Consider the following 4,742-nt stretch of genomic DNA (forward strand, 5'->3'; position numbering starts at 1 on the left):
CACATTTTCAGCAGGGCTTTGCCCTGCACCCACCAGGAGGAGATAATCTCCTCCTGGACCTCCATAATAGTTTTCTGGTTTTCAAATGCGATTGCCCTGTGCCGAGCAAACATATGAGCAGCACGCTGCTGGATTACAGAGAGCAATACTCGCATTACCATGCACCAAATCAGACAACCAACCCGAAGAAGAGTTTCTCTCTCCTTCGGGTCCAGTGCCGTACCGATACAAGAACTATTTCAGCAGAGTCAGGATTGCGGTCGGCCCTTGATTGGCTTGAGCCAAAATGGCTGCTCCCACCTGTTGTTTGATTTGCATGCTGGTCATGGCAGCCACTTCGCTGGCAATATCGGTATCGACGATGCGGGAGCGGGATTCAGTTGTGGCAGCGACGAGAGATTGCAATCCCGTAACGATGGTATTCAGACGATTTTGTACCGCTCCCAGACGGGCGCGAATATCAGAAACAGAGCTCAAAGCAGTATCGATCTTATCGATATTGAAACTTGCGGCTGCAACTGCAGAGTTGACGGTCAAAACGGTTGCGCCAATCGCTTTCAGATCGGTACCGTTGAGACTTTTTACGCCGAGTGCGCTGGCGGACATATTGCCAATGCTCATGGTGATATAGTCACCCCCATTGGCGCCCACTTGCACTTTTTGTCCCGAATAGGAACCAGTCAAGAGTGCTTTACCATTAAACTTGGTTCCGGTGGCGATGCGCTGAATTTCTTGGATCAGGCCATTGACTTCGGTTTGCAGACCCGCGCGATCCGAAGAGGAGAGTCCTGGACCAGCAGCAGTCACCATGATGTCGCGAATTTTTTGCAGAGCATTGCTGGTCTCTTCCATGGCGGCATCTGCGACTTGTGCGACAGAAACAGCATCTTGAGCATTACGTACAGCCATATTCGAACCACGAATACGTGCTGCCAACCGAGAAGAGACGGCCATACCAGAAGGATCATCGCCAGCAGTATTGATACGTGAACCGCTGATCAGGCGTTGGAAAGTCCGCGACAGCGATTTGCTGTTATTATCCATTCCCTGCACTGCGAGGAGGGAGACCATATTGGTATTAATGTTCAAAGACATGCTAAGACCCCTTTAACTGGTAATGTGGAGCAAAATTCTCTATATGCCTTGTGTGGCAAGCCCTGGTAGGTGGTGCACTGGCAGGCCCACCAGGATTGTGATTATTCCGAGGGCCGACCAAAAAATTTTCGAGTGTAAACGAACCTCACTCAACGGTAAGCGGTATCAATCTGCTTTTGGTAACGCTACTATCGGTCATTACCGCACTTACCACCGTTTCTATCGGTTAGTAAAAAAACCTCTTAATCGCTTTATCGGTCATTCTGAGTCTGACTTGACTGTTTTTTTACTGCCTGCTGCATTTTTTCTGTTTATCTCATAACCAACAGGTAAAAAACACCCCAATCACTTTATCGGTACAGCTTACACCGACTTGAGCATTTTTTTCCAAAACAGGTCAATTTTTTCATCCATGAAAGCCGAACATACATCCCACCACTCTATTTATCGGATGTTAGAATGCGCTCTTGAGTCTTTTTTGCGCTGCAGCTCACTTTTTTCACTGGGGTACGCAAAAGTGGGTAAGATGCCATCTGCTGTTTGTATGACAAGGCTATGCAAACACGGAGTGTGTGCGCCATTCGTTACCAGTATGCTCCTACGGCATGCGAGGGATAAGTGAGAGCTTTCCAGTCAGAGAGGAGTACAACAAGAGATTGGTGCATGCGCAATCATGGCTATCCCGTTGATAGGGGAGGCGCAAACAAACCGATAGTGCCGTTCAGTAGCTTGACGCACAGCTTGGTGGCGTACTCTTCTGACAGCAACAATAGGGAAACCTGGACCTGGTCCATAACCTGATGTACTACTGCAGCAACCATATTTTCAATAGCAGGATAGTCTGTGCACGATTCATCCCATCATTCAGTCGATCCGGTGTTGGCTGTGTTGCGCCAATACTTTGGATTTGAAGCATTTCGAGGGTTTCAAAGGGAGGTCATCGACCATTTGTTGGCCGGACAGGATGCAATTGCCCTCATGCCGACAGGTGCCGGAAAATCATTGTGCTATCAAATTCCCGCTTTGCTGTTACCCGGTATGGTGGTAGTCATCTCACCGCTGATTGCTTTGATGCAGGACCAGGTAGCGGCATTGTGGCAAAATGGCATTCGCGCTGCTTTTCTCAACTCTACGCAAAGCAGTCAAGAGTCAGCAAAAGTGATGCAATTAGCACGGCAAGGCGCCATCGATCTCCTCTATCTGGCGCCAGAACGTCTGTTAATGGAACACTCTCTCACCTTTTTATCACAGATTCCAATTGTGCTATTTGCCATCGATGAAGCACACTGCGTTTCGCAGTGGGGACATGATTTCCGTCCGGAATATCTTGGTTTGTCAGTGCTCAGCGAACGATTTCCCACCGTCCCTCGTTTGGCGGTTACTGCTACCGCTACTGCTTTGACTCGCGATGACATCATCAAATATCTCAAACTGCAGCAGGCGAAACTCTTTATTGCCAGCTTTGACCGCCCCAATATTCACTATACGGTTGTCGCGAAAAATGATCCTAAACAGCAATTAAAACGCTTCCTTGATGCAGAACATCTGCATGACGCAGGCATTGTCTATTGCCTCTCCCGCAAACGGGTGGAAGAGATTGCAGAGTGGTTGGTACAGAATGGACGGCGCGCTCTTCCTTATCATGCGGGTTTAGATAAAGAGACGCGCCAGCGCAATCAATCCCAGTTTTTGCAGGAAGAGGGGGTTATCATCGTGGCAACGATAGCCTTCGGCATGGGAATCGATAAACCGGATGTGCGTTTTGTCGCTCACCTTGATCTTCCGAAAAGTTTGGAGGGTTACTGTCAAGAAATTGGCCGGGCAGGTCGAGATGGGTTACCAGCCAACGCATTTCTTACCTATGGTTATGAAGATGTCATCAAATTGCGCCGGTTGCTGATCAATTCGCAGCTTACAGAAAATCTTGCACGCAGTGCCAGGCAACAATTGGATACCATGCTTGCCTATTGCGAAACAACAAACTGTCGGCGTCAAATGTTGTTGCGTCATTTTAACGAAGCCTATTCCCATGCTTGCGGCAATTGTGATAACTGCCGTGCTCCTGTCTCAACCTGGGATGGGAGCATAGCCGCGCAAAAAGCACTTTCTTGCGTGTACAGAACCGGTCAGAGATTTGGTGTCGAACATTTAATTGATGTGCTTCTTGGTAAAAAAACAGAGCGGATCATTGCTTTGGAGCATATGCAGCTCAGTACTTTTGGTATTGGAAGTGATTTGGATGCGCGACAATGGCGTTCTGTTTTTCGGCAATTAATTGCTGCCGATTTGTTGGTCATTGAACCGGTCTATGGTGGTCTGCGTCTGACCGAACGTTGTCGTCCTGTCTTACGTGGAGAACAGGCCATCCGTTTTCGTCAGGATGCCAAAGCTCCGATAGCGGTAAAAAAAGATGTGCAGGCAAAAAGAGGTACACTCTCTGTGCATCACCACAGCAAGGAGTTGTGGCAAACATTAAAAAAATTGCGCCAGGATATTGCGCGCCAACAAGGTGTGCCCGCTTACTGCATTTTCCATGATGCCACATTACAAGAGTTGATCGATAAACGCCCTATAACTGAACAAGATCTGTCTAAAATTTATGGTATCGGTAGTAGAAAATTAAAAGAATATGGAGCCGATCTTTTGCGCATTATGAAACAGTTTGCCCCAGATGGCATCGATGTGTAATTATTGCAAGTAACAGCTTGCAAAAACATTATTGCGGCAATTATTGCCTCTTTGAAGGGGATAACTAGCAAAATTATAATGAAATTTTTTGGTGCATCCCTGATGCCTGCCAGTAACTTTGCGGACGGCAATTCGGTAAAAACAATGGGGGATATTCCTTACGTTTCCATACATTTTTTTCTCATTTTACCAATATTTGAGTAGATTTTACTTGGTGCGTTCATGTAAAATTAACTCTTGCGCGTAAGAAACGAGAGAGGAGCGCTCATGATGTGTTTGCAGGCTATGCCTTTCTGGTTGGCATGAAACTTGAGCTGAACTCTCCTTCGACCAACAGTGAACTGCGTGATGATCCATTGTCCCCACCTCTCTTAAAGACAGAACTTTGTCTTTTTTTATCCGATGGGCAGCCATGGATCAGACAGCAAAAAGGCTCATGAGAAATAGAGCATTCAAGCAGGAAAATACGTACATTAATCAATAAAGTTAATGGCTATCATTTCCGTTGCGAACAATAGGGTTTGATTATGTCTACTCGTAATATGGCTGATACATCTGCCATGGGAGGTCTGACCTCCACTGAGATGGCCAGTCTGGCTGACTCGCAGTTGGATGCGTTGTCATCACTTGTTCTTGCCTCTCTGGTCAATACACAGTTGGATGGTTTGACATCTACTGAATTGGTCACCTTGGCAGACACGCAACTGGATGGCTTAACCTCTTCGCAATTATCTGCTCTGTCTGACACGCAACTGGATGGTTTAACTTCCCTGCTATTCTATTCTCTTGCAGATACGCAACTTAATGGCTTGTTTTCCAGCCTCTTATCCTCGCTTTCTGACACGCAACTAGATGGTTTGCGCTCCAGTCAACTGCAGACGCTGGCCGACAGCCAACTGGATGGTCTGCGTTCCGGTCAACTGCAAGCGTTGGTCAATACCCAGTTGGATGGCCTGCAA

The 4,742-nt window shown here is 47.2% G+C and carries 2 protein-coding genes and 1 pseudogene; 2 read left to right on the plus strand and 1 reads right to left on the minus strand.

Going from position 1 to position 4,742, the window contains the following annotated elements:
- Positions 1-234: 234 nt before the first annotated feature.
- Positions 235-1,095, minus strand: a complete 861-nt coding sequence (locus EJP87_RS13865; protein ID WP_130472461.1) for a flagellin N-terminal helical domain-containing protein — start codon at positions 1,093-1,095, stop codon at positions 235-237.
- Positions 1,096-1,938: 843 nt separating this feature from the next.
- Here EJP87_RS13865 and recQ point away from each other — a divergent pair.
- Positions 1,939-3,783, plus strand: a complete 1,845-nt coding sequence (gene recQ, locus EJP87_RS13870) for a DNA helicase RecQ (protein WP_130472462.1) — start codon at positions 1,939-1,941, stop codon at positions 3,781-3,783.
- A gap of 527 nt (positions 3,784-4,310) precedes the next feature.
- Positions 4,311-4,742: pseudogene (locus EJP87_RS13875) on the plus strand (hypothetical protein); the annotation flags it as partial.

Source organism: Candidatus Magnetaquicoccus inordinatus (assembly GCF_004217665.1).
Taxonomy (GTDB): Bacteria; Pseudomonadota; Magnetococcia; order Magnetococcales; family Magnetaquicoccaceae; genus Magnetaquicoccus; species Magnetaquicoccus inordinatus.